This is a genomic window from Legionella drancourtii LLAP12, from assembly GCF_000162755.2.
Taxonomy (GTDB): domain Bacteria; phylum Pseudomonadota; class Gammaproteobacteria; order Legionellales; family Legionellaceae; genus Legionella; species Legionella drancourtii.
On record NZ_JH413843.1, the window covers coordinates 192,555 to 218,619 of the forward strand.

A 26,065-nucleotide genomic window follows, 5' to 3' on the forward strand; every position below is an offset into this window, starting at 1 on the left:
TTATTCCCTCAACATGATTGAAAATTCATTTTCCAACGTTTTGATTATAGCACTGATTAAAGAATTGATCTCAGTATCAACTAAAGTGCGACTATCGTCTTGTAAAGTCATAGCAATTGCTAAACTTTTCTTACTTTCAGAAATACCTTGCCCCGTATAAACATCAAATACGTCAAACGCCTTTAACCAATTTTCGGTCACCGTATCGCGAACTGCCGATTCAATCTGCTTCACACTGATATTCTTATCGACCAAGAATGATAAATCCCGACGAATCTGCGGATACTTTGAAATTGTCTTATAACGTGGAGCACCATAACCAGCCAGCGCTGCTAAATTTAATTCAAACAATAAGACATCATGTTGTAAATCCAACGCATCAGCCAAACGTGGGTGTAAAGTCCCTATCCATCCAGCAAAGACACCATTAATCTGTATTTGTGCTGACTGACCAGGATGCAAGGCTTCGTGAGTCGCCGCAATAAACTCGACATGATTTAATTTTAAAGTGCCGAATAAAGATTGTAAATCACCCTTTAAATCAAAAAAGTCAAAAAAGTGGCAGGGTTCACTCCAATTAACACTTCCTTGCTCGCCAGTCAGTAATCCGGCAATGCAAGGGCGTTCGGTTAATTGCTGCTGCTTCACATCAAAAACCACACCAACTTCAAAAAACTTAATGAAATTTTGTTGGCGATGGACGTTATAAATCATCGAAGCAATTAATCCTGGCCACATACCCGCTCGCATCTGCGATAACTCTGAGGAAATAGGATTGAGTAATTGCATAAATTCATGCTGCGGATAAATCTCTTCTTGTAATTGCGGATCAACGAAACTATAGCTGATTGTTTCATGATAACCCTTACTGCTAAACCAGTGTGCTAAACGAGTGGCAATTTCTTCATTCGCACAGACACTTCCTGCTTGTACAGGAGCAGTCATTGGCTCTGCTTTTAAATTATCATAACCATAAAGACGAATAACTTCTTCAACTAAATCCACGTCTTGTTGAATATCAAATCGATGAGAAGGAACGCTAACATCAAATAAATTAGCGCGCTCACTGACAATGGTAATACCAATACCTGTTAATAACTCTTTCATTTCTTTTGGCGAAATACTCAAGCCAGTTAATTTCTTAACTTTATCGCTATCAAAAACAAATTTAATCGTTGCCGGTAAATAATGCATATCTTTGGCTTCAATTACGGGTCCGGCATCACCACCAACAATCGCTAAAATAAGGGACGTTGCCCGTTCAAGTGCTTTTATTTGTAAATAAGGGTCCACTCCACGTTCATAACGTTGTGAGGAGTCACTAAATAAACCGAATTTGCGCGCCACGCCGGCAATAATAATGGGATTAAAAAAGGCACTTTCTAAAAATACGTCTATAGTATGAGCTTGTACCGCACTCGCCTCACCGCCCATCACACCCGCCATTGCTAAGGGTTTTTCTTGATCCGCAATGACTAATACGTTTTCATTTAAAGTTAAATCTTGACCATCAAGCAACTCGAGTTGCTCCTGCTCATTGCTAAAGCGCACCTGAATACCACCTTTTATCGTCGCCAAATCAAAAGCATGCATCGGTTGACCCAGTTCCAGCATAACGTAATTCATAATGTCGACTACTGGATGTAAGGTTCTTATTCCAGAACGGCGTAAACGCTCACTCATCCACAAAGGCGTGCTTGCCTGAGTATTGATATTACGAATAATACGTCCACAATAATGTGCGCAGGCTTCAGGGTTTTGTAACTGTATAGGCAATACATCGTCAATCCTTGCTATCACCGGAGTAACCACTGGTTCCTGCAAGGGCAGTTTATTTAATACAGCGATTTCACGTGCAATACCTAAAACACTGAAACAATCAGCACGGTTAGGTGTTAAATCAACGTCTATTACATGGTCATCAAGCGTTAAATAGTCACGCAAATCCATGCCCACAGGCGCATCAGCCTCTAACTCCATGATGCCATCAGATTGTTCTGCCATTCCTAACTCAGTAACCGAACAAAGCATGCCTTGTGACAACTGCCCGCGCAGCTTAGATTCCTTAATTTTAAAACCACCGGGTAAAACAGCGCCAATCATGGCCAATGCAACTTTCAATCCAGCTCGAACATTTGCGGCACCACAAACAATTTGTAACGGTTGATCACTATTTATATTTACTTCGCATAACGTTAATTTATCCGCATCAGGATGAGGCTTAGTGCTAAGAACTTCAGCAACGATTACGTGAGTAAACTCGCCGGCTACTGGACTTACTGCATCTACTTCCAGGCCCGCCATAGTCAATTGCTCGGCTAATTCGTGTTCAGTTAATGAGAAATTCACCCATTCACGTAACCATAATTTACTTAATTTCATCTATAGTCCTTACCACCTGATTAAACTTCTTATATATACACGATAGCCATCACCCAGTGTTTGCGTGTGCACGAAGATGATAGCAATGAAAATAAATTAACCAAAAACTCTAAAATTGACTTAAAAAAGCAAGATCATTTTCAAACATCATACGCAAGTCATCGATTCCGTAATACAACATGGCTAACCTATCCATCCCCATCCCGAACGCCCAACCTTGATACTCATCGGGAGAAATATTGACCGCCTTTAGCACGTTAGGATGTACCATGCCACAACCCAATACTTCAAGCCACCCAGTAAATTTACAGGAACGACAGCCTTTGCCACTGCATTGGGTGCATTCAATGTCCACTTCAGCGGAAGGTTCAGTAAAGGGAAAATAAGAAGGCCTGAAGCGTAAAGCTAATTCACGGCCAAAGAAATAAGCAAAAAAATCATGTAATAGCCCCTTTAAACCAGCCAAGGTTGCATGCTTGTCAATCAATAAACCCTCTACCTGATGAAACATGGGCGTATGCGTCAGATCGGAATCACAACGATAAACCCGACCCGGCGCAATTAAACGAAACGGTGGCTTACGCTCTTCCATAGTGCGGATTTGTACTGGTGACGTATGGGTCCGTAAAAGATGGCCATCGCCAAAATAAAAAGTATCATGCATTGCTCGCGCGGGATGATGCCCTGGAATATTCAATGCTTCAAAATTATAAAACTCAGTTTCTATTTCAGGACCATCAACAATGTCGAAGCCTAAACGACTGAAAAATTCGTTAATACGATGTTTTACTTGCGTGACAGGATGTAAGGAACCACTTTCGTTAGCACGGCCAGGCAAGGTTACATCAATGCGCTCAGAAGAAAGTTTCTCTAAGAGTTGTTTCTCTTTTAATTCATGCATTTTGGTTTCAATCAACGTACTGATTTCACGTTTGACCTGGTTAACCAATTGCCCTATTTTGGGTTTCTCTTCAGCAGATAAATGAGCCAGCCCTTTTAAAATTTCGGTTAGCCGGCCTTTTTTACCTAAAAAATCGACGCGAATTAATTCTAAGCCAGCAACATCTTGTGCTGCGTTAATCGCTTCTGAAGCCTGTTCTTGTATGGTGATGATATCCTGCATAATTAGACCCACAAGTAAAAAGGAGGCCTTAGCCTCCTTAGAATAGTTCATTGTCATTGCTTTAGTACTCTGAATTAGGCAATAAAGCCCAATCTAGTTCCCAAAACAATTAGTTTGCTAATGCAGCCTTCGCCTGTTCAGCTACTGCAGCAAAAGCTACTTTGTCGTGAACAGCCATATCAGCCAATATTTTTCTATCTAATTCAATTGATGCTTTTTTCAAACCATCAATCAAACGGCTGTAGGATAAACCACATTCACGAGCTTGTGCGTTAATACGAGTAATCCATAATGCACGGAATTGACGTTTTTTCTGACGTCTATCACGGTATGCGTATTGACCCGCTTTAATAACAGCTTGTTTGGCTACGCGATAAGTACGACTACGGGCACCGTAATAACCTTTCGCAAGCTTCATTATCTTCTTGTGACGTGCTTTCGCGGTCACACCACGTTTAACTCTTGGCATTTTTCATTCTCCCCTTAACTACCGTGCAACATACGCTCTGCCAAACGCGCATCGCATGGCTTCAAAGTACTAGCGCCAACGCGTAAATGACGTTTTTGCTTCGTAGACTTTTTGGTGAGGATATGATTTCTGTAAGCACCACGGCGTTTAACCGCACCACTTGCAGTCTTACGGAAACGTTTACACGCTCCGCGATGTGACTTTAACTTAGGCATAACAAGATACTCCGCATTTGTTTCAGCTACTTAGTTTTTTTGGGCGATAATACCATCAGCAATTGTCTTCCTTCGCGTTTTGCATGTTGTTCGACAACAGCAACATCAGCAGTATCCTGCTGTATACGCTCAAGAATCTTCATACCGAGGTCTTGATGAGCCATTTCACGACCACGAAAACGCAGCGTAATTTTGACCTTATCACCATGATTTAGGAAACGGATCAGGTTGCGTAGCTTTACCTGATAATCTCCATCTTCCGTCGTAGGACGGAATTTTAATTCCTTGACCTGAATTTGCTTTTGCTTTTTTCTAGCTTCAGCTTGTTTTTTGCTCAGCTCAAAGAGAAACTTACCATAATCCATAATACGGCATACAGGAGGTTTGGCTGTTGGCGATATTTCTACCAAATCCAAGCCGCCTTCTTCCGCCGTACGCAGGGCTTCGCGGGTTGATACAATTCCTGCCTGGTTACCATCGACATCAATTAAGCGTACCTCAGGTACATTGATCTGTTCATTAATTCTTGCGCGATCACTTTCACGCTTAGTCGGTGCACTAATGGTTTAATCCCCCCTGCTTGTTAATTGGATATTGATCCCTTCTGGGCAATTTCTTGCGTTAAGGTATCACAAACTGTATCTATTGTCATCACACCCAAGTCCGTGCCTTCACGTGAACGCACAGCGACTTGGCCTGATTCAACTTCTTTATCCCCTATCACTAATAGATAAGGAACTTTTTGTAAAGTATGTTCGCGGATTTTAAAGCCAATTTTCTCATTTCTCAAGTCAAAGTTAGCTCTAAGCCCTCTTTTTTGCAAAATTTGTGTTACTTGTTGTGCATAATCATTTTGTTTTTCACTAATCGTCAACACTGCAGCCTGTACGGGCGATAGCCATAATGGCAGTTTGCCCGCGTAGTGCTCAATCAAGATCCCCATAAAACGTTCAAAAGATCCTAAAATTGCACGATGCAACATTACCGGGATTTGTTTACTGCCGTCTTCGGCAATATAACTGGCGTCTAAACGGCCTGGCATTGAGAAATCGACTTGAATTGTTCCACATTGCCAAATTCGCCCCAGACAATCGGACAAGGAACATTCGATTTTCGGCCCATAAAAAGCCCCTTCGCCTGGCGCATCAACCCATTCAATAGTTCTATCTTTCATCGCTTGTTTTAAAGCCGCTTCGGCTTTGTCCCAAACATCATCACCACCAACCCGTTTTTCTGGACGGAGGGCCAAACGGTATTTAATTTCATTAAAACCAAAATCAGTATAGACTGATTGTACCAATTGCAACATCATATCTACTTCAGATTGAATTTGATCTTCAGTACAAAAAATATGAGCATCATCTTGAACCATATTACGGACACGCATTAGACCATGCAATGAACCCGATGGCTCGCAGCGATGACAATTACCAAATTCAGAAAATCTTAACGGTAAATCTCTATAACTTTTTAAGCCTTGATTATAAACTTGAATATGGCAAGGGCAATTCATTGGTTTTACAGCGTAGTGACGATTATCCGTTTCCGTAACGAACATTTCATCTCTAAAGTTAGCCCAGTGCCCTGATTTTTCCCACAAAACTTTATCCACCAATTGTGGTGTCTTAATTTCTTGGTAGCCAAAATCTGCTAGACGAGCGCGCATGTAACGCTCAAGTTCTTGATAAATAGTCCAACCTTTAGGATGCCAAAAGACCATTCCCGGAGCAATATCTTGAAAGTGAAATAACTCTAAGGTCTTACCTAATTTCCGGTGGTCGCGTTTTTCAGCTTCTTCAATACGGAATAAATAATCGGCCAACGATTTTTTATCTGCCCAGGCAGTACCATAAATACGTTGTAACATTTCATTATTAGAATCGCCGCGCCAATAAGCACCCGCCAATTTAGTCAATTTAAATGCTTTCAAAAAGCCAGTTGCAGGTACGTGGGGACCACGACAAAGATCTTCAAAGTCGCCTTGCTTATAAAGAGAAAGGACTTCTGTGGCCGGAATATCAGCAATAATTTTCGCTTTATATTCTTCGCCAATATCTTTGAAATAATTAATCGCTTCATCACGCGGTAATTCTCGGCGAGTAATGGGATAATTTGCTTTCGCCAATTCCATCATTTTTGCTTCGATTTGTTCTAAATCTTCAGGGGTAAAGGGTCTTTGGAAAGAAAAATCATAATAAAAACCATCTTCAATCACCGGGCCTATGGTTACTTGCGCGCTAGGAAACAGGCTTTTAACTGCCTGCGCTAATAAATGCGCAGTGGAATGACGAATCACTTCCAGACTTTCTTCTTGTTTTTCGGTAATAATGACCAAAGAGCAATCATGCTCCATAAGATAAGAAGTATCAACCAAACGACCATCAACACGACCAGCTAAGGCTGCTTTAGCTAAGCCGGGACTTATATTGTGTGCGACATCATAGACTGTCAAAGGAGCTTCAAAATGTTTTACACTTCCATCAGGTAATTTAATGTTTGGCATGATTTTATCCGTCCGTCTTTCAAGCACTTCTTTTCAAAAAAAAACCCTGCATCGCAGGGCTTAAACCGTAATAGACAATCGTTAGGGAAAAGATTTTCGCTAGGACGAATGAAAGGAATGATTATTTAAATCGACCCTTTCCCCTACATCTCTTCCTTCGATTGGAGATGCTTAAGCCATTATATATGGCTATTTAAACTTTAATTATATGGTAGGCACGAGTGGGATTGAACCACCGACCACCACCATGTCAAGGTGGTGCTCTACCACTGAGCTACGTGCCTATAAATCGAACTAGGTCTAGATTGGGATGAAGTATATAATAAGGAGGTATTATAAAGCAAATAATTTAAATAATATTCTTGATAAATCCAAGTAATTTTCTATTTTGCACCACTGTTTTTCCATACTTTATTGAATTATGAAAACTAACTGCTCACTTTGATAATGAGCAATACATTCTTGCTCCGGTGTAAAGAAAGGCCTGAATGATAAGAGCATTCAGGCCATAGTAATGCGAGGTTAACCGCTATGGTTAGACCACTTTTCCGTTTGTTGAACTGTTGGTGATACTTGTTCCATCGTGTATCACATATTTCCATGTTATTTCTTTGGACTTGTGAAATTCTTTTCCCTAAATTTCAGAATAAGTATACTGACTTAGTTTCCAATGTCAACACTTGATTTCCAAACGAAACAATAAGTTTCCAAAAATACTAAAATTTGCAGGTTAGCGCGGGCTTTGTTACACTGCGAGAAAGTCCTCAATCTTCTGGTTTTTTGCATTTTCATGGAAAAAGTTGATTTAACAAAACAGTTCGCTTTCCGCTTACGTGACGCCATGATTGCTGCGGGGTTCAATTCGCAACGCTCCACCTCTGGAGTATGTATCCACAAACTCTCTGAAATCACCGGTTATTCACTGCAAATTTGTCGAAAATACCTGCGTGGCGAAGCCATACCCGAGCCACTTAAATTAGTAGAAATTGCCACGAAACTTCATGTTTCGCCGGGTTGGTTATTATTTGGCGACTCTCATAATGATCAAGGAATTTCACAAGATAAAATAGCGATTAGTAAATCTTTACTCCACTATATTTTCACCAAGGCCGCAAGTCTATATAATAGCCCGCTGCAGGAACAAGAAGTACCTGATTTTTTAATGGAATTGATTCATGACGTCAGTTTAATCAATGCCAATGATGAGCAATCGAAAAAAATTATAGATCTGGCTTTAGCTTCAGTGAAGCATTTTAGCCATCCACATGGAACATAAAATAAGAATGGTTTTATGGAAAATAGTCGTAATGAAGTAGTGCTCCACCCTGACCTCCTCGAAGTGCTCTTTGCTTTTCGAAGTAAGGTTTCATCGGTATTTCGCGATATTTTAGGAATACATGAAATTGATCATATAGCCTTTACGCGCATAAATAAGAACAATCAATTGCTTACCCTTTCATCAACACCGGCAATGGAATTTAACTTATTCAGCAGTTCGCTGTGGCGTTATGATAAAACCTATACCCCCCAGTGGTTCCAATTAGGTCACCAAGATTATTGGCAAAATTTATATTGCCACACCCGTTATGATGAACTGTATTACCTTAAACAAATAAAACATACTTATCCTATTGGTTTAAACCTCGCGGCAAAAATAGATGAAGAGTATATTATTTATTCAATAGCAAGCCGTAGATCCTGTATACATACTCGCGAACTTTTTGCCACACAACACGATGATTTTTATAAAATAGGACAATATTGTTCGACGAGGTTAAATCCCCTATTAAACACCTGTGACCATTTTTCCCTCCATCATTTACCCATGCAGGTTGAATATGAAACATCAAAATAAAACGATACTAGGCGGCCTCATGGGAAATGTCGTGGAAGCTTATGACATGTCAATTTGCTATTTCATGGCAACTGAAATGTCTCATCACCTCATTGGCGAGAATAAGGGAAGCCTTACTGTTGTCTTATCTCTAATTTTTATTGCTTATTTAGCAAAACCTATAGGCGCCTTCATTCTGGGATTATGTTCAGACTTATATGGCCGCAAAAATGTACTGATGGTATCTATTCTCATTATGGGCATCTCAACTGCGTTAATTGGTGTCATTCCCGGATACCAACATATAGGCCTATTTGCAGCCGGTCTATTGTTAACGCTGCGCATTATTCAAAGTATGGCTTTAGGCTCTGAATTTTTGAACTCAGCGTCCTTGCTTGTTGAAAGTGGTGATGACAAGCAACGTGGATTTAGGGGATGTTGGTCTTCTGTGGGCGTAAAAGCAGGTTATTTACTTGCCTGCCTCATTGTCGAAGGGATGCGTCATTACGCAACAACCTATTCTGATATCGACTATCTATGGCGCCTGCCCTTTTTATTCGCCTTATTCACAACCATTATCGGCTTTTATATTCGCGCAAAAATGCCAGAAAGCCTGGCTTATATCGTCTATTATGCCAATAGAGCCAAACCATCAACGCGGGATATTTACAAACAAGCATTAAGTTATGTTAAAAAATATCCGTTTATGTTCCATTATGCTTTTTTCTCTAGTTTTTTATCGGTAACCACGGGGTTCTTTTTTATTTATATATTCCCTTACACGCAATTCAATACGCGAATCTATCACGCTCCTTGATTATGACCTCGAATACCCTTTCCTTAGCCTTTGTAACTTTGCTTATCCCTATTTTTGGCTGGATATCAGACAAGCAAGACCGCTTAAAAATGCTAACTTTTGCCAGTAGCGGTTTACTCGTCTTAGCATACCCCTTTATGCATGGAATCAATTATGGCAGTGCAGGATATTATATTTTAATGCAATTACTGATCTCGCTCCCTTGTGCATGCTATTACAGCGTTGCAACCGTACTGCTTACTGAATTATTCCCATTACAAATACGCTGTACAGCCCTCTCGATTGTTTATTCTATTGCAGCAAGCCTTGCTGCGGGTCTCCCCCCACTCTTATCTGACTATTTAGCTCGCAAAACACAAATGCCGAGCTCCCCCAGCATTATCATCATCATCCTGGCTACGATTGTCTTAATGAACATTAAAATTTTAGCGCAACGCTATCGTAGAGGGAAAAATAGTTACCGTAGTACAGTCTTAGAAGATGCGGCCCCGATATTTACGATTCAATACAGTAAATCGGTATAAACTCATGTGGCGGTAATAGCCCACGCGGGAAGATAAAAATTAGCCCGGATTAGGCGGCCGACCCAATCCGGTTTATAGATTCAAGAACTAGCTTAATTTAAGTCGTACACCTTAGTAGGCGTTCATTAACACAGATGCTAAAGCAACTACTGGATTTATTGCATTGATGGCTTGCTCTACTTCGTTAATCAGATGCGCAAAATCGTCTCCCTCAGCAAGGTGTAATTTTGCTTCTATTTCTTGACATAATTTCTTTAATTGTTGCTCTAAACCAACGATATTTTCCCGCGTATTGGCCCCTGTATCCATCTCCATTCATATTCTCCAAATAAAAAATCAATTTTAACTGAACCCGCTCTTCCGCCGCTTGACCTAATAGTGCTATTATTGACCTTTTTAAAGGCAGTGAGCCATATGTTACTCCATTATCTTTTCATCATGGGTATTTGTGTAGAAGCAGTTACAGGTGCCTTGGCCGCTGGCCGTAAAAAAATGGATTTTTTTGGTGTCATGCTTATTGCCTGTATTGCCGCACTTGGTGGTGGCACCGTAAGGGATGCCCTGTTTAACACATATCCTCTGACCTGGGTGATTCATCCTGAATACTTATTATATACTTCCTTGTGTGCTTTTCTAACCATATTTATTGCTCATTCATTAATAAGAATTATGAAAATCTTTTTAATCCTTGATGCACTAGGACTATCGACCTTTGTCATCATTGGCACATTAAAAGCGCTAAATTATGGCTTACCCCCCAGCATTGCAGTTATTAGCGGTATGATTACCGGTATTTGTGGCGGCATGTTGCGTGACATTTTATGTAATGATATTCCCTTAGTACTGCGCAAAGAACTTTACGCGGTTATTGCCCTGGCCGGAGCCTTGCTGTTTATTACCTTAGATTACTTCCAGATCTCGCAAAATATAAATATTATCATTACGTTAATTAGTATTTTTAGCGCGCGTTTATTGGCAATTTTCTTTCACATTGAAATACCCGTTTTTGACTATTCAGAAAACACCAAGAAACGCTAGAGGCAACAAAAAGTAAGCCCTTCGAAAACTTATTCTGTTAATGAAAATTCTATTACATTGATATAGACAGCGCACGAGCCATTGCATCAGAGGAATTATTTTCAATAGCAGTATAATTTCCTTCACCGTTACTCAATGCCTTTTTCTTAACGTTATAAAATTCTTCCATTTGTTTATAAGCAGCTTTTTTACCGGGACTAAAAGAAAAGAAACCAGCTCCGCCTATAAGGCATTCAAAACCAAACTCAAGACTTGCCATGCCTCCCAGCGCAATCACCGGATCAAGCGCTACAACAGATACGGCTAAGAAGGCAACTCCCGTAACTGCTAGCAGTGCTCCCAAAGCCATCATCAGGCCACCAAAGATTTTCCACCCGCGAGAGGTTTCACCCTGTATTTCTCTGGCTTTCTCCATATACTCTTGAGGAGATAATGTACCAATTAACATCGAATAGGTTAATTCTAACTGTTGATTTAAGGCTACAGAATGCCTTAATTCCCCCGCATGATTAATCAATTCCAAAAGTTGTTTATTGATTCGTTCATCTTTTTGTTCTTGCTGAGCAAGTAATTTTAATTTATTTAAAATTTCGACATTGTTCTGGAGTATCTCTCTCTCAGCACCTAGGTCTAGATTTTGTCTATTTAAGGACATAGCGCTACTCCAAGTGAACGATTAATTACTATTTAATTTCAATCAAATAGTTGAAAAAACGAACTTTAACTGGAAAAAGTACCTCCGTCAAATTTAAGTTACTAAACGTCGAGCCACGCCTCAGTACAAAGACAAGGAAGGCTCAAGAACCAGCCTCTGTTTAAAATGATACAAAATAATTAATATTTGATGGAAACCGTCCCACACCGTCCTTGAAAGATCCTTGATTAAAGAGAAGGATTCCCTCTACATAAAGCCTTATGCTTTTTATTGCGCAAACAGAGCCATAAGAGTACAATTAATCATTAATTAAACCACTTTATGGCAGACCATGAATAGCAACCTCTTTAATCAGCATTTCATCAATCTTTCATTACCGCAAGATCTGAATGACTTTTCTACGGTTTATAATGAAGCGCCTGTATACTTTGTTGCTGTTTCTGAACAGGATACCAATAAGCAATTAGTCGAATTTAGGCAATCTTCTTCTTTTTCATTATTTAAAACTCAATTTGAAATCTTATTAACTAAGATAGACGAATGGTGTAGTAATCATAATATCCAGGAAATTTTTCCTCAAAGAAATAATCTCTCAGCAATCTCAATATTTAAAGAAAATTTATTTGCGGCAAGAAGACATTTTGATATTGGCGAAGCAGTGCTTTTTAACCAAGGGAAAAAAGCGCTAGAAGAATTGCTCTTACTGATAGAAAATAATGAAATTTCTGTTGATGGGAAAAAAAATGTGCTCTCTAATTTGCAAAAAGGAATTGTCGTTTGTGTTGGTGGTGTATTAACCAATGTAATCGATGCCAAGGATGATTTAAAAGCCCATACAGGCCTCAATGAAATCTTATATAAAATCAAAGTCACCCTTATTCAACAAATAGCATTAACAGAAATTCGACAGCAATATGGCAATACAAAAGGAAACGAGATTCACTATGTAAATGCCTATTACAATTATGTAGCTAAAGATTATGGACTGAAACTAAAAGAAGATAATTTCATTCATTATGCATTAAAAAATATTAATTCAACTGACTTAGAAGAGTTTAAAAAGATGCTCAATGAGCGTTTTACTCCGAAAATTGTGCTTAATAATCTCCTTGATAAGCTCAAAGAGAATTGGCATACACTCTATAATGCTCTTCTTAAGGATCTGCATAATAATCCTTATATCAGCTCTTCTGAATCAGAAAAATTAAGTCGCCTTTTTTTTTACCAGGAACAATGGAATCAAAAATATGCGGCATTATTCGAACTCAGCATTTATGATTTAGGCAGCGCACAAGACGATGGGGATTTCATGCTCCATGATCTAACGATGCTAAATTCAACACTTAGCCCCAAAGTAATAAAAAATTTTAGCGAACGCTACCTAAATCAGGAGAGAAAACGTAGCCTGCCGATCAATGATAATGTCTCTATCAGTTATTACAATGAACTACTGTGGTGTGAAAACCAAGGTAATCCCGAATTAGTCACGCTGGAAACCATACAACAAATTAATAGGAACCATTTATCGCCTGAAGCGATGATTAATTACTGTTATGTAATGGAACAGTTGTTAGTGGAATATCCTAATGCTAGAGAACAATTTTTGCATCTGTTAAATCCATTAAGTGATGCGTTTTCCGATATTATTTTAGAACATATGTTATTAGGTCTTATATTTTTTATAGAGAACAATGACTTGACTCCTCTTTTAAAGGAGCAATTCTATTCTGATTCCAATAGATTGCATCAATTAATCTCTGCCTATCCTGATGAAATATTAAATTATTTATTTGAATTAAAAAACACCCGCCACTTCCAAGATCCGACCTTTATAAACGAGGTACTTGATGAAATGTATGATAATGAGGATGCAGGTGAGGCTACGACGCTACTGTGGTATTTAGTACATTATAAAAAGTGGGACTCCGTTGATCTATTAATCAAAAACAAATCAATTACTACCAAACAGTTAACGATTGCCCCAGTGGAAGGAGCTTATCAAGGAGTGAATACGTTACGGCTTTTGGCTAATATGAAACAATGGCACTTTATAAACAAACTTTTACATCTTAAGCTCATTACTTCCGAGCAATTAGATGCAACATCCCAACAAGAAAAGCATAAAAAAATGGACGTGCTATGGCTTTTGGCTTGTTGTAACCAATGGGGAATAATCAAAGAACTTATACAACAAAATTTAATTACAGCAACACAGCTTTCCTTCTTACTTCAAGAAGGAGAATATCAAGGAATTAATATAATATGGCTTTTTGCAAATCATAATCAATGGGAAATAATCACAGCGCTGATAAACAAAAATTTGCTTCGATCAGAAGACCTATCTTCCAAACCGCAACAAGGAGAAAATCAAGGAAAAAATATATTGTGGTTTTTGGCTGCCAAACAACAATGGCAAATACTGGATTATCTTTTAAATCACCTTGTAATTACTGTAGAGCAGTTCTCTTCTTTAGCGGAACAAGCTGAAGATAAAGGTATAAACATACTGTGGATTTTAGTGCGTTATGGCCAATGGGGGTTGTTCAGAAAACTTTTAGAACAAAGGTTGATTACCTCAGAACAATTACTTCCCGTGCCACAACAAGGGGAATTACAAGGAAAAAATATTCTGTTGCTTTTAGTGTTTCAGTGCCAATGGGATATTTTTACAGAACTTTTAAAGCAAAAACTCATCATCTCAGAACACTTATCAATTATCCCCCAATATGGACAAGAGAAAGGACTTACTCTATTGTGGTGTTTAACCCATCATCGTCAATGGAATATATGCAAAGAATTGGTTCGCCAAAAACTAATTACTTCAGAACAACTATCATTTGCACCACAACAAGGTCCAAACAAAGGAGGCAATGCGCTATGGATTTTAGCGTATAAGTGTAGATGGGAAATAATAGAAGAGCTAGTACAGCAAAAACTGATTATTCAGCAACACATTTCATCCATGCTTCACGAAGGTGATGAGCAAGGCATAAATGTATTGAGCTTTTTAGCTTATCATCGCCAATGGCGAATAATTGAAAAACTTTTACGTCAAAAACTAATTACCTCAGAGCAACTATCTTGCGTCCCCCTACAAGGGCCAGAACAAAATGTGAATGTGCTTTGGGCTTTAGCGTGTAACCATCAATGGGGTCTCATCAACGAGTTATTGCAGCAAAAATTGATTACGTCAGCTCAACTCTCTTCTACCCTTTCTTATGGCCCCAGCCAAGGAAAAAATGTGCTCTGGCTTTTAGCACGACATCAGCAATGGGAAATTATCGAAGCGCTTTTACGCCAAAAGCTGGTTACCTCAGAGCACTTATCTTCTTCTCCCAAAAAACAAACAAGCCTGCTAAGCTATTTTATCATCAATAAACGAAAAAAAGATGAGGGAAAAAATGTTCTCTCATTCTTGGCAGCTCATCATCAAAGACATATCTTTAAAGAACTTTCAGCTCAAAATCTAATTACCTTAGAACAGTTGTCTTCCCTGTGCCCACCAAAAGAGAAACAAGTAAAGAAATGCAAACAGCGTTTATTTAAAGATCATGCACAAGAACAAAAAAAGGATCCACAAAATCCACCCCATAAAAATTTAAATGGGGCCAAAAGGAAAAATCATTATAATAGATAAAGACATCATCATTGTCCCAGCTACTCCTTAATTGCTCCCTAAGTCATCCATAATCTAATGCAGGCCAGGCAATTTGTTGCCCGGCCACGCTTGTTACATAGAAAGTGAAAAATCTGAACCCGATTCTTTCACGTTCTGGTTATCTCTTAAGTGTGTTCGCGTAGGCTTTTGATCAAAGAGCCGCGAAGAGGATCTTGTCACAGTATTTTTCTTATTTTGGTCACTATCAAGAGCCGTTTCAGCAGTTATTTGCGATGTGGAAGTTGCAGGGATTGACTCACTATCCAACCATTTCCACTCGTTTAAATGCCTATTAATGCGCCTAAAATTTGGATAACATTTTTCAGCACTCGTTACTCGCACTCTATTAGACTTCAGATCAAAAAAATATAAATTCCCCTTTTGAGACTCCGTATTTTGCATTGCAACATTAAAATTTTCCCATGTTTCTGAATAAATTTTTTCGGCTTGTCTTACTTTAACTTCACCAGAATTGAGCTTCCAATTATATAAATTAGCCCCCGGAGGATTACTATTGGGCTTTACATCGCTCAAATTCTCTTCGTCAGGTAGTAGTTTTTCAAAGCCGCTTAATACCTCATCATCGTCAAGAATCATAAGATGATTACTTTGTTCTACACTTCTCGAATTCTCTTCGTTAGTGAATATTTGTTCTAAGTCGCTCAATACTTCATCATAATCAAGAATCAATTGAGGCTTGTTATTTGGTTGCGTTAAACGCTTGTGCTCCCATTCATCAAAAGTACTACTAAGTTGGTTATAGGTCTTTCTATCTATCATAATATGATTCTCCAAATAAATTATTTTTTGTCTAAAACGGTTCGCTGTCCGGTCATTCGAGAATGATTTGCAACAAAGAAGATAGTCAACCCAAGACAAGAATTAAGCACGATAACGCGGCAGATCCGATAAAAGGAAGCACATTAATTAGAAAAAGGTAATCTCTCCACGCCATCTCAAGGAGACCTAATGTAACAATAAGAAAGTTCTTAATTCAATGTTTTTACAATTTTACCGACATGATCATTAATATACCACGCTGAGTCTGCAAAGTGCAAGCGTATCGCTACCTCGTTAAAAATTCCGGGGCATCCCAGTCCCCGGAATTCACTCGCCAACGCGACAGGTTAAAGGCCGTGAGCGTCCTGTTTCCGGCACGTTTGCTCTGAACGAGCAAAGCGTATGCCTGCACCAATGACTTAACGACGGCATAAAGATTTACTCCGCATCCCTGCGGGCTGTCTGCGTAAATCGCAGTCTAGCGCGGGCTATGCGCCTCGGCTTTCAGCCTTCCTTGGCGCACAGCGAAAGGTCTTAAGTCCTTTCACAGGTTTAGTGACTTTATTCACCAATCTATGCTCTTGTTCAACGTATTATTGCAGTATTTGATTGGGCGAACGATTATTGGCTAGCCTGATTCTTTGCAACAAAATCACTTTTTATTACTTGTTCCACAGCTCCTCTAAAGAGACATTGAGTGGTTATTTAAACCAACCATTATGTACAAATAAACAACAGCAAGTTATAATGCGAGCACATCCCTATGTGCTCGCTGATAACACCTTCATATCAAAGTAAAAACCATTCTTTTAGCAATTAAATCATTGCTAAATTTTATTTAACTAGAAAATAATTGAGAACATTATTATGCCTGGACCACTGAATTACACACAATATTATCAAGAGCAAATGAGCTTTCTTGTTAGCTACATAGAAAATAAACCGTTAAATGCTGCACAACAAACTAGAGCTCAAAGGATTAAAAAAAATTTAGCAAGACAACAGGTTCATTTTACAGATGATTTTTTGGCCATTACGCCTGGAGATGAATTATTAGCCACCCGCATAGGCTATATACCTCCGAAGGGAGCTCGTATCACTCATCGCGCATCTGATAAGGATCAAGCAAATGCCTACCGTTATTTATCTCTTCTGGCACCAGATAAAGATAGAGCAAATGCCTATCGCCATTTAACTCGTCAGCGCTTAGTTTACGGCCCTGTTGATTTCTATTTGGATAGCCAATTTGCTACACCAACGGAAATTCCTATTATTACTACCTGCGCCATTAATCTTATGGGGACCTCTCCTCATGATTCAGCAAAGTTTAATCCTAATGGTGTATTTAATACCGCAGAATATCAAAAAGAATGTGACAAATTAGCTGATTTTATTGTGTCTGCTGCGAAACAACATGGTCATGAACGATTGGTGATGCCTGCGTTTGGTGTCGGCCTTTACATCAAAACTCTTGATCCAGTCTCGCAAATTAAAGCCAGGGAATTGATGTATAAAGCTTTTGCTCAAGCCGCACAAAGACAGCAATTACACGTCGATTGGATTGTTTGGGCTAAAGCCCCCCAAAAAGACCAACTACAGAAACAATTATCCGCCCTTAGCAATCAATACATTAAGCCAATTATTCATGAGGATTTCTTGCAGTACGGACAGGAATTATTAGCTAACAAGGTAAATGCTGTTCTTCTCAATGCAGGAAGCGATCGAACTGTAGGCGGTAGATACACAATAAATATGGGCTGCATGGATAAATTGCCTGTAGAAGAACAAATGACACAACAATCTGATTTAGCTCTATTGCACACAGAGTACAACAGAGTAATGGCAGAGAATTTTAAAAAACAAGTTGCGGCTCGTAGAATGAATGAATTAATGATATCTGCTGTTATACAGGCAGTAGAAAAATATCAAGCATGGTATAGCAGCGAAGCGGATCATCGTGGTCCGAATGGTTTTTTTAGCTGGTTACGCCATGGCTCAACGGGGCAAAGACGGGCCACCGATTTAGTCGCGCAAATTACAAGAAGAGGAACAGATGCAGAAGGGTTAGTCAATAATTTGCTAAAGAATCCTTCTACAACCTACCATCGACATTCCTTATCTTCATTTTTACTTGATGAATTAGGCAAGCTTGCAGGCAGTACTTGGTATGGATTGAAGTGCAATGAGAAACTTCTTTATGAGCAACATAAAGTCGTAGCTCATTTAGAGTACGCTTCTCAACGAATGTCACCGCTAAAATAGTCATTAAACTCTTGCTCTTGCATAACTAACAACAGATGCGGTTATGCAAGGAGAGTAGAATATGTGTCGCTTTACTAAAAGACACTATACGATGAAACTGATTCAATGACAGGCTATCAAATCGCGTAAAGCAAGTTTTTTTGATATCATAATCAGCTTTAAGTCTGTGCGATATTAGCTATTATTGCTATTGCTTGGCACTTTTCTTTAATTATTTAATAGCAAGAAATGAAAGAAAAAATAACTCAGGAAAAATTACCTCCACCGAATTTAAAAAGAGCGCTAGAATATGTGGCGAGCCTTTGCCCTTTAGGCTCTTCTAACAAATTGGCAGACCAGCAAAGAACCAATTTTTGGACCAGAACAGCTACTAGCCTCAGAACCAATGAAACTTATTTTATTCCTTCCAATAGAGCAACTAAAGAGGACCAAGAGCAGAATGCTACATATAAACCTAATCAAGGTATTTTTATATACACAGAGAAAATTTGGCTCTACCGTTACAAAAAAATTGGCCCATCCTCTTTACGACTTTGTCCTCTAGAACTTACTGATCAAAAAATCACATTAGATGTATTTCAGTTAGAGCATAGACAAATATGGGTTTTATTACTCGCAATGACCGCCAAAGAGTTAGGTGGGGGAACTTGCGATTTTAAAGCAGCGCTTACAGTCAAATATCTCTGGGAACATAGCGAAGAGATCAACCGGATTGAATTTGTTGAAGCATTAGATTTTAATCACTGTTATGTTATCGTAAATCGAGAGGGGGCACTTGCTGATTATAAATCTTGGGGAGAAAACGCGTGGATAATTGATCCTTGGTATGGTGAAAAAGGGATAATCTATCCTGCATCAAGTTTTGCAGAAACCATAATTAAAGTAAAAACGTTTGATTTCAATCAACATATGAATTTAAAAGCACTGGGTTATGATCTGGGATCCTACACACTTTCACCATCGTCAGAGGAAGCATGCACGTGCACTTGTGAGATTAAACCACCAAGCCAGCCATATCCTAAATATGAAGGTAAACCCTTGGATCATTATTTCAGCGTTGATATGTATCCACATAGGGAAGAAGAATTAGAAATACCTTTTGCCTTGGTTAAATATTTAAATGAGCACAAAGAAAATATGTCCTCCTGTTTAACCGAGCTAAAAAAGAATTCATATTCGTTAAAAAATTCCAAGCATTCATTATTCGCTCATACACAAAACCAAAAAGGCCTTTTGGTGAATGAGGGGCAGACGTTGTCCCCGTAAGAATCCCTTTCCCCGCCCCAGGGAGATCATACCCGAATGGCGGGAAGCAAATTTACTTTAAACTTCTTTAACTGCAAGAATGCTCACTTCTTCAGCCGGTACATCTGCATGGCCATGACTTTGTCCAGTTTTCACTTTAGCAATCGCATCAACTACGTCCATACCTTCAACTACTTCACCAAACACACAATAACCAAAACCTTGCATATTATCGCCACTGTAGTTTAAAAACCCATTATCCGCGACGTTAATGAAAAATTGTGCCGTTGCTGAGTGCGGATCCATTGTTCTTGCCATAGCGATAGTACCACGCTTATTTTGCTTACCACTTTTGGCTTCATTTTGAATTGGGCTTTGCGTTGGCTTTTGTTCCATATCCGAATTAAGCCCACCGCCTTGAATCATAAAGCCGGCAATAACACGATGGAAAATTGTGTTATCGTAAAAGCCTTCGCGAACATAATTTAGAAAATTTTCAGCGGTAACTGGAGTATTTTCTGTATCTAACTGGATATGAATATCACCTTTAGATGTGCTAATAACGACCATTATATCTCCTGTGAATTAATTACTAACTCGCGCATTTTATCACAGACATCATGCATCACATGGATGTTATGAATACTGGCTAGCGCGGTAAAAAGATTAGCCTTTTGTTTAAACAACTGATGTAAATAAGAGCGTGAATAATTACAGCAAGTATAACAGGTGCAATGCGCCATAATTGGTGACGGATCATCAGCAAAACATGATTTTTTAATTTGAATACGCTCATTTTCATGTTCGCTGGCAAAACGCAACCAATTACCTTCTTGCACCACTTCGCCACAATACAAAGCCCCATGTCGTGCGTTGCGTGTTGGTGCAACACAGTCGAACATATCTATTCCTTCAGCAACAACGTCCAAAAGATCTTGCGGTGACATCCCAACCCCCATGGTGTAGCGTGGTTTATTTTCCGGCAAATAATCACGCACCCAACGAATCACTTCTACGGTGGTTTTCATATCAAAACCGACTGTTTCACCGCCTATAGCAATACCATCTGTCTGCATCGAGGAAACAAAATCAGCACTTTCACGGCGTAAATCTTTAAAAATACCCCCTTGAATAATACCAAACAACGCTTGCTGATAGCCATAACGAGAGCTGGGGTGCTGTTGATGATACTGCAGTGATTGCTTTAACCAACGATGCGTACGGGTCATGATTTGCCCTACCTCATCTTTAGTGCAACTGTCTGGGGTACATTGATCAAAGGCCATAATAATATCCGCGCCAATAATCTTTTGTGTTTCCAAGGACATTTCTGGAGTCATATGGATTAATCCTTGACTACCAGGCAGCTTAAAATGCGCCCCCTCCTCATCGATAGTACAAATTTCTTTATTCTTAGATAAACTAAAAACCTGAAAACCACCACTGTCCGTTAACATCGGGCCGTGCCAACCCATAAACGGATGCATCCCTCCCGCCTGTTCAATAACCTCCATGCCTGGAGCGCATAACATATGATAGGTATTACCACCTAGAATAATTTGGCTGTGTGCGGCATGCAGTTCATTAGGGGTCATATTATTAACGCCTGCACGGGTGCCAACTGGCATAAATACAGGCGTTATAAATTCACCATGTGCAGTAGTAACACGCGTCACGCGTGCATTAGTGGCTGAGTGCCTGTACAGCACTTCGCAGGAAAAGGTTTTCATTAATATTAACAATAATTCGAAAAAAGGGATAATAGCTAACTCAAACTCAGATTACCAGTATTTAGGAATGTTAAACATTGATCAACCTATGATAAAATAAAGCGCTAAGTTAAATGAGGATAACAATTATGTCATCGCAATTCATGGTTGATATTGAAGGGACAGAGCTTTCTGCACTAGAGCACACGATTTTAAAACAGCCTAATGTAGGCGCAGTCATTCTATTCACGCGTAATTTCACGAATCCAGAACAATTAGCCAAGCTCATCTGTGACATTGACGAAATCAACCCTGAGCTATTTATCGCCGTTGATCATGAGGGTGGAAATGTACAACGCTTCCAACGCCAAGGATTTAGCGCCCTGCCTGCCGCGCGGGCGTATGGTCGTGCCTATGATAAAAATCACGAAATCGGCATCGCCTATACTCAAGAATATGGTGAAATCATGGCCAAAGAATTACTGGCCTGTGGTGTTGATTTGAGCATTGCTCCGGTTCTTGATGTGCATGACAAAAGCCAGGTTATTGCCGGTTTAAACCGCGCTTTTCATAAAGATGCCGATGCAATTATCGATTTAGCAGGGGCATTTATTAAAGGTATGAATACCGCCGGCATGCCCGCGGTGGGCAAGCATTTTCCAGGACATGGCTCTGTTGTTTCTGACTCCCATATTGCGATGCCAGTTTCTCAAGCATCAATGACCGAATTAGCAGCAAACGATTTAAAACCATTCGTTGAGCTCATAAACAAGGGCTTATTAACCGCACTAATGCCCGCACATGTAACTTACGCGGCCATCGATAAGGAAAACCCCGCCGGCTTTTCCAAAATATGGTTGCAGGATATTTTACGTACTCAATTAGGCTTTAAAGGCCTAGTTTTAAGTGATTGTTTAAGTATGAAAGGAGCGGACATTGGTAATTTAACCACCAGAGCTGAAAAAGCACTGGCTGCTGGGTGTGATATGTTAATCATCTGTCATCAACCACGCGAGTTATTACTGGAATTAATACAAACGCTAAACATAGAACAAACAGCCGAATCTAAAGAACGTATCGCGGCCTTTAAAAATCAGATGCTTCATTTTTCAAAAAATAAAGTGCCAACATACTCGCCCCAAGCCTTTTATGGGCAAGACATGCGAGAAAGCGCTACAGGAACATCAGGTACACATGATAGTCTCAATACCACAGTATCGATTTAATTGCCGCCAAGAGAAGTTCATTAACGCCCGTTCAAGCTAAAAAGTTCATGCTCCAGCAGATTGGCATCCGGGCACAGCATCAGCAAATTCCCGGTTTCGCCACGCTACTGCGGATGAGTATCGAAGTTAATTAATAATTGCCAAAATTGCGTGATGGTCGCGTACACCAGAACAAGAAGCAGCCCATAATGATCATAAAGATAAAGTACATCGCGCACCAACCTGGCATGGAAATCCCCCAAAGACGCCAAGTGACCTCAGCACAATCACCAGTTCCCCACAATAAAGTTTGCGCTACCGTTTTCCAGGGAAAATAACGGATTAAAACATCAAGGCCTGGCATGCAGGCAGGTACTTGTGATGCAGGCAAAGATTGCAACCATAATTGACGCGCGGCAAAAAACAAGCCTGCGCCCGCAAAGATTATTTGCCAGAAGCTAATACAATGTGCCCGTTTTAAGGTACTGAAACGAAAGCCCATGACCGCCAATAATAAAAAGACACAAACACGCTGCATAATACATAAAGGACAAGGGGTTAAGCCAATGATGTACTGAAAATAAAAAGAGGCAAATAATACCAATAAAGTAATGGTTGCATTAAATGTTTGTATGCGTTTATACATTAATTTTGTCATGATTTAGGCAACATATAAGATATTGCAGCCTTTAAATCGTCATCACTGCATTTAAGGCAAGTTCCTTTTGCGGGCATAGCATTTAAACCTTTTATTGACGAAGCAACCAAATCTTCTAACGTTCTACCGCCTAAACGCGGTTTCCAGTCTTGTTCATTTCTAAATTTAGGCGCCCCCGCTAAACCATCTTTATGGCACACTGAACAATACTGCTCATAGGTTGCCTGCCCCGGTTCTTTTTTTGCCTTCGGAGCAGGCATTTTAATTTCAGAGTCCGGCTGGCTTTGGAGCGAGACTTGACCTACATGTTGAATTCTTAATTGCGTTTCTTGACGCTCAGCATCGTCACTTGCATAAAGGACAAGCGAACAACACGACAATAACACGACAACGAACCATTTCATATCCGCACACCTTTTTAACACCATTTAAAAATCATACCGATAAGTGAACTTTTTTTCCAGCCTGCAAGAGCTAACTTGTGATTTAATTTAAGAAAATTCCGCCAATTAAGCAGCATATTTTTAAAATTACAAATAATCCAAAAAAATTTGCATAAAATAATGTTTATTCTAATGGTTTACGTGCCAATGGGCAAAAATAGGCTATATTAAAGTTACAACCATTAAAAGGAACTGATATGGCGAATACAAATAGTGTTATCGATATTTCTGGTACAGAAAACTTACAGCGTCATTGGGGATGGCTTTTAGGTTTAGGGATCGTGCTGTTGCTCTTGGGTTGTATCGGTTTTGGCATGGAAATTGCGCTGACCATTGTCAGTATGTATTTTTTTGCCGTCTTATTAATGATTTCTGGACTATCGCACTTTGCCGATGCATTTAAATATAAAAAATGGAAAGGGGCGGTTTGGCAAATCCTGATTGCGATTCTGTACCTAATTGCAGCAAGCATTGTCTTGTATGATCCTCTGCTTGCATCAACCATAATTACCGCCTTACTAGCATGGACGTTAATTATCATTGGAGTTACCCGAATTTCCATGGCCATCTCTTTAAGAGACAGCAAAGGTTGGGGCTGGATATTGTTCGCAGGAATCACCTCACTAATCCTGGGTATATTAATTCTCATACAATGGCCAATGAGCGGGCTATGGGTGATTGGAATGTTTATTGCGATTGACATGATCGTCAGTGGTTGGACTTATATTTTTATGGCAATCGCACTGCGCGCAGCCAAATAAAATAATATAACCCGGGGACACCCGGGTTAACTTTGCGAGCACACATTCTTTAAATAAAATGCTATGATAAGGCATCATTAAATAAATGCCTGTAACCCTATGAACTCAAGAATAATCCATATTGCCACCCGCCAAAGCCCCCTTGCTTTGTGGCAAGCTAATCATGTTCGTGGTCTGCTGCTCAAACAATGGCCAATGCTTCAAGTTGAACTCTTACCCATGACAACATCTGGTGATAAATTCCTTAAAGATAAACTGCTTGCCGTTGGTGGCAAAGGTTTATTTGTAAAAGAATTAGAAGAAGCCTTACTGGACAACCGAGCAGACATTGCCGTGCATTCAGCCAAAGATATGCCCGCTGAATTTCCGGCCGGATTAGGCTTGGCGGCAATTTGCAAACGCGATAACCCTTTTGATGTATTGGTCAGCAAGCACTATGCCAAGCTCGTGGATCTTCCGCAACAAGCGATTGTAGGGACAGGAAGCCTTAGACGCCAATCCCAATTACTCGCCTACCGACCAGATTTATGCATTAAACCATTACGTGGCAATATTAATACGCGTCTTGCTAAACTTGAGTCAGGTGAATACCAAGCCATTATCCTCGCCGCCGCCGGTCTTGAGCGCATGGGATTTAATCACGCAATCAGCGAACAATTATCGGAACAAATCATGTTACCTGCCTGCGCCCAAGGAGCCTTAGCAATCGAATGCCGAACTGAGGATCAAGAAATACACGAACTACTCGCCGGCTTAAACGATCCACTTTCGGCTGTTTGCGTGCATACTGAACGTCAAGTCAATGCTCTATTAGGTGGAAATTGTCATGTCCCCTTAGCTGTTTTTTGTGCGCCAACCACATCTAATCAATTGTTTTTGCAAGCAAAAATACTAAATCAGGATGGCTCGAAAATCATTCAAAACCAACAAACCGGGGCTCTGGACAAGGCGACGGTTTTAGCATATAACTGCGCGCAATCGCTGCTGACACAGGGAGCCGCCACCCTTCTTGCAGCAATACCTAAATGAGTCGCTCACTGCACGGGCTACGTGTTTTAAATACGCGCCCCCAAGGACAAGCCGAGCTCTTAAGTAATGCTATCCGCGCAGCAGATGGTGTTGTCCTTGAGTTACCAACCTTAGCTATCGAGGCAACGCCTGATTGGCTCAGTACTTTGCCTGATTTAAAAAAAGTAGATCAAGCCATTTTTGTTAGTGCCAATGCAGTAGAACAGTGCTTTACACAACTCCAACAAGCAGGCTTTCGCTGGCCGGCAACAATTAGGGTGATTGCCATAGGCCAAGGGTGTGCTGCTGCACTCAAGAAATTTAATATCCCGATTCATGCCATGCCAGAAATAGCAGATAGTGAACATTTATTGACACTCTCCAGCTTGCTGCAACCGCAAAAGCAAAACATCCTTATATTTAAAGGAGCAGGAGGCAGAGCACTTATTGAAGAGACACTCTTGAATAAAGGAGTTAATTTGCTCGCTCTAAACGTATACCAGCGCGTGATGCCCAAAATAAACCATCAATTTGTAAAATCAATATGGCGCGATGATTTAGTGGATATTATACTGTTAACTAGTGAGCAGTCCATGCACCATCTTTTTAAACTATTTGAAAAAGATGCTCATCATTGGCTGCGCCAGAAAACCTGCCTGGTTATCAGTGAACGCCTGGCTCAAATTGCCTCATCTTTGGGGATGAGCACTATTATTCGTAGTCATCCCGATGGAATGATGAATGCGTTGTTTGACTATGTTATCAAGGATTAATTT

Annotated in this window: 25 protein-coding genes and 1 tRNA gene; 12 read left to right on the top strand and 14 right to left on the bottom strand. The window is 39.9% G+C overall.

Annotated elements, in window-relative coordinates; translation table 11 throughout:
* The 7 genes from pheT to LDG_RS14250 all read right to left on the bottom strand — a co-directional run bounded on the left by pheT (nucleotide 1) and on the right by LDG_RS14250 (nucleotide 6,976).
* The gene (pheT, locus tag LDG_RS14220; protein WP_006872118.1) at nucleotides 1-2,382 is read right to left on the bottom strand and encodes a phenylalanine--tRNA ligase subunit beta; all 2,382 of its coding nucleotides are present in this window, start codon (nucleotides 2,380-2,382) and stop codon (nucleotides 1-3) included.
* A gap of 109 nt (nucleotides 2,383-2,491) precedes the next feature.
* Nucleotides 2,492-3,505: a phenylalanine--tRNA ligase subunit alpha gene (gene pheS, locus LDG_RS14225; protein WP_006872119.1), complete on the bottom strand. Its 1,014-nt coding sequence runs from the start codon at nucleotides 3,503-3,505 to the stop codon at nucleotides 2,492-2,494.
* 109 nt (nucleotides 3,506-3,614) lie between these two features.
* Nucleotides 3,615-3,974: a 50S ribosomal protein L20 gene (gene rplT, locus LDG_RS14230; RefSeq protein ID WP_006872120.1), complete on the bottom strand. Its 360-nt coding sequence runs from the start codon at nucleotides 3,972-3,974 to the stop codon at nucleotides 3,615-3,617.
* 14 nt (nucleotides 3,975-3,988) lie between these two features.
* Nucleotides 3,989-4,189 (bottom strand): 50S ribosomal protein L35, encoded by a 201-nt coding sequence (rpmI, locus tag LDG_RS14235; protein WP_006872121.1) that lies wholly within the window; start codon nucleotides 4,187-4,189, stop codon nucleotides 3,989-3,991.
* A gap of 26 nt (nucleotides 4,190-4,215) precedes the next feature.
* On the bottom strand, nucleotides 4,216-4,752 hold the full coding sequence (infC, locus tag LDG_RS14240; RefSeq protein WP_006872122.1) for a translation initiation factor IF-3: 537 nt from the start codon (nucleotides 4,750-4,752) through the stop codon (nucleotides 4,216-4,218).
* A 20-nt stretch (nucleotides 4,753-4,772) separates the two neighbouring features.
* Nucleotides 4,773-6,692, bottom strand: coding sequence for a threonine--tRNA ligase (gene thrS, locus LDG_RS14245; protein ID WP_006872123.1), 1,920 nt, complete (start codon nucleotides 6,690-6,692; stop codon nucleotides 4,773-4,775).
* Between the two features lie 209 nt (nucleotides 6,693-6,901).
* Nucleotides 6,902-6,976: transfer RNA gene (locus tag LDG_RS14250), tRNA-Val, on the bottom strand.
* A 506-nt stretch (nucleotides 6,977-7,482) separates the two neighbouring features.
* Here LDG_RS14250 and LDG_RS14255 point away from each other — a divergent pair.
* The 4 genes from LDG_RS14255 to LDG_RS18665 are packed head-to-tail and all read left to right on the top strand — an operon-like array spanning nucleotide 7,483 to nucleotide 9,867.
* Nucleotides 7,483-7,968 carry a helix-turn-helix domain-containing protein gene (locus LDG_RS14255; RefSeq protein ID WP_040536022.1) on the top strand — a complete coding sequence of 162 codons (486 nt, stop codon included), beginning with the start codon at nucleotides 7,483-7,485 and terminating at the stop codon, nucleotides 7,966-7,968.
* 15 nt (nucleotides 7,969-7,983) lie between these two features.
* Entirely contained in the window at nucleotides 7,984-8,547 is a 564-nt protein-coding gene (locus LDG_RS14260; RefSeq protein ID WP_006872125.1) for a hypothetical protein, read from the top strand.
* Entirely contained in the window at nucleotides 8,531-9,343 is an 813-nt protein-coding gene (locus tag LDG_RS14265; protein ID WP_050805579.1) for an MFS transporter, read from the top strand. Before LDG_RS14260 ends, LDG_RS14265 begins: the two co-directional genes overlap by 17 nt.
* Nucleotides 9,340-9,867 (top strand): MFS transporter, encoded by a 528-nt coding sequence (locus tag LDG_RS18665; RefSeq protein ID WP_324602966.1) that lies wholly within the window; start codon nucleotides 9,340-9,342, stop codon nucleotides 9,865-9,867. Before LDG_RS14265 ends, LDG_RS18665 begins: the two co-directional genes overlap by 4 nt.
* Nucleotides 9,868-9,978: 111 nt before the next feature.
* Here LDG_RS18665 and LDG_RS14270 read toward each other — a convergent pair whose 3' ends face one another.
* Nucleotides 9,979-10,182 carry a hypothetical protein gene (locus LDG_RS14270; RefSeq protein WP_006872128.1) on the bottom strand — a complete coding sequence of 68 codons (204 nt, stop codon included), beginning with the start codon at nucleotides 10,180-10,182 and terminating at the stop codon, nucleotides 9,979-9,981.
* 99 nt (nucleotides 10,183-10,281) lie between these two features.
* Here LDG_RS14270 and LDG_RS14275 point away from each other — a divergent pair, with 99 nt between their 5' ends.
* Entirely contained in the window at nucleotides 10,282-10,905 is a 624-nt protein-coding gene (locus tag LDG_RS14275; RefSeq protein ID WP_006872129.1) for a trimeric intracellular cation channel family protein, read from the top strand.
* Nucleotides 10,906-10,957: 52 nt separating this feature from the next.
* Here LDG_RS14275 and LDG_RS14280 read toward each other — a convergent pair whose 3' ends face one another.
* A complete protein-coding gene (locus LDG_RS14280; protein WP_006872130.1) occupies nucleotides 10,958-11,560 on the bottom strand; it encodes a hypothetical protein in 603 nt (200 codons plus the stop codon).
* 331 nt (nucleotides 11,561-11,891) lie between these two features.
* Between LDG_RS14280 and LDG_RS14285 the strand changes: the two genes are divergently transcribed.
* On the top strand, nucleotides 11,892-15,197 hold the full coding sequence (locus LDG_RS14285; RefSeq protein ID WP_006872131.1) for a ferredoxin reductase domain-containing protein: 3,306 nt from the start codon (nucleotides 11,892-11,894) through the stop codon (nucleotides 15,195-15,197).
* 93 nt (nucleotides 15,198-15,290) lie between these two features.
* Here LDG_RS14285 and LDG_RS14290 read toward each other — a convergent pair whose 3' ends face one another.
* A complete protein-coding gene (locus tag LDG_RS14290) occupies nucleotides 15,291-15,998 on the bottom strand; it encodes a hypothetical protein (protein ID WP_006872132.1) in 708 nt (235 codons plus the stop codon).
* Nucleotides 15,999-16,865: 867 nt separating this feature from the next.
* On the opposite strand from LDG_RS14290, the gene LDG_RS14295 reads away from it, so the two are divergent.
* Complete coding sequence (locus LDG_RS14295; RefSeq protein WP_006872133.1) at nucleotides 16,866-18,260, top strand: hypothetical protein; 1,395 nt, start codon at nucleotides 16,866-16,868, stop codon at nucleotides 18,258-18,260.
* A gap of 228 nt (nucleotides 18,261-18,488) precedes the next feature.
* Nucleotides 18,489-19,526: a hypothetical protein gene (locus LDG_RS14300; protein ID WP_006872134.1), complete on the top strand. Its 1,038-nt coding sequence runs from the start codon at nucleotides 18,489-18,491 to the stop codon at nucleotides 19,524-19,526.
* 57 nt (nucleotides 19,527-19,583) lie between these two features.
* Here LDG_RS14300 and LDG_RS14305 read toward each other — a convergent pair whose 3' ends face one another.
* Both LDG_RS14305 and tgt read right to left on the bottom strand, forming a co-directional pair.
* A complete protein-coding gene (locus LDG_RS14305; RefSeq protein ID WP_006872135.1) occupies nucleotides 19,584-20,075 on the bottom strand; it encodes a peptidylprolyl isomerase in 492 nt (163 codons plus the stop codon).
* A complete protein-coding gene (gene tgt / locus LDG_RS14310) occupies nucleotides 20,075-21,235 on the bottom strand; it encodes a tRNA guanosine(34) transglycosylase Tgt (RefSeq protein ID WP_040536025.1) in 1,161 nt (386 codons plus the stop codon). The genes LDG_RS14305 and tgt overlap by 1 nt, the downstream gene beginning before the upstream one ends.
* Before the next feature lie 128 nt (nucleotides 21,236-21,363).
* On the opposite strand from tgt, the gene nagZ reads away from it, so the two are divergent.
* The gene (gene nagZ / locus LDG_RS14315; RefSeq protein WP_006872137.1) at nucleotides 21,364-22,440 is read left to right on the top strand and encodes a beta-N-acetylhexosaminidase; all 1,077 of its coding nucleotides are present in this window, start codon (nucleotides 21,364-21,366) and stop codon (nucleotides 22,438-22,440) included.
* 130 nt (nucleotides 22,441-22,570) lie between these two features.
* Here nagZ and LDG_RS14320 read toward each other — a convergent pair whose 3' ends face one another.
* On the bottom strand, nucleotides 22,571-23,077 hold the full coding sequence (locus tag LDG_RS14320; protein WP_040536028.1) for a disulfide bond formation protein B: 507 nt from the start codon (nucleotides 23,075-23,077) through the stop codon (nucleotides 22,571-22,573).
* Nucleotides 23,074-23,481 (bottom strand): c-type cytochrome, encoded by a 408-nt coding sequence (locus LDG_RS14325; protein WP_006872139.1) that lies wholly within the window; start codon nucleotides 23,479-23,481, stop codon nucleotides 23,074-23,076. The genes LDG_RS14320 and LDG_RS14325 overlap by 4 nt, the downstream gene beginning before the upstream one ends.
* 236 nt (nucleotides 23,482-23,717) lie before the next feature.
* Here LDG_RS14325 and LDG_RS14330 point away from each other — a divergent pair, with 236 nt between their 5' ends.
* From LDG_RS14330 to LDG_RS14340, 3 genes are all read left to right on the top strand, one after another.
* Nucleotides 23,718-24,281, top strand: a complete 564-nt coding sequence (locus tag LDG_RS14330; RefSeq protein ID WP_006872140.1) for an HdeD family acid-resistance protein — start codon at nucleotides 23,718-23,720, stop codon at nucleotides 24,279-24,281.
* A gap of 99 nt (nucleotides 24,282-24,380) precedes the next feature.
* Entirely contained in the window at nucleotides 24,381-25,310 is a 930-nt protein-coding gene (hemC, locus tag LDG_RS14335; RefSeq protein WP_006872141.1) for a hydroxymethylbilane synthase, read from the top strand.
* Complete coding sequence (locus LDG_RS14340; protein ID WP_006872142.1) at nucleotides 25,307-26,062, top strand: uroporphyrinogen-III synthase; 756 nt, start codon at nucleotides 25,307-25,309, stop codon at nucleotides 26,060-26,062. The genes hemC and LDG_RS14340 overlap by 4 nt, the downstream gene beginning before the upstream one ends.
* Nucleotides 26,063-26,065 lie beyond the last annotated feature (3 nt).